This window comes from Mycobacterium gordonae, assembly GCF_001417955.2.
In the GTDB taxonomy this organism is placed as follows: domain Bacteria; phylum Actinomycetota; class Actinomycetes; order Mycobacteriales; family Mycobacteriaceae; genus Mycobacterium; species Mycobacterium gordonae_B.
The window spans coordinates 1-373 of record NZ_LKTM01000300.1; the positions used below are offsets into that span (position 1 = coordinate 1).

The 373-nt window shown below is 72.1% G+C and carries 1 pseudogene; it reads right to left on the bottom strand.

Features of this window, described 5'->3' with window-relative positions:
* Nucleotides 1-373, bottom strand: a pseudogene (locus AO501_RS38340) (PE family protein); the annotation flags it as partial.

The following is a 373-nucleotide window of genomic DNA, read 5'->3' on the forward strand; positions in this document are numbered from 1 at the left end:
CACCGGCACCACCGGGCCCACCCGCGGCTCCGATGCCCCCGGCACCCCCGAGACCGCCGCCACCGCCGGCACCGCCGTCGCCGAACAACAGCCCGCCCCGACCACCAGCGCCGCCGTTACCACCCGCGACACCGTTGCCGCCGGCACTCAACAGGCCATTGGCGTCGCCACCGCGACCACCCGCACCACCGGGACCTTGAAGGGCACCTCCCTCTGGGTCCGCTGTATAGTTCAGGCCGCCGCTGCCGCCAGTGCCACCGGGCGCACCGGCACCGCCGTTTCCGCCATTTCCGCCGGCGCCTCCGGTTGCGGCATCAAAGTTGTAGAAGACGTTTCCGCCGTCGCCGCCGTTACCGCCTGTGTTCGACAGTAG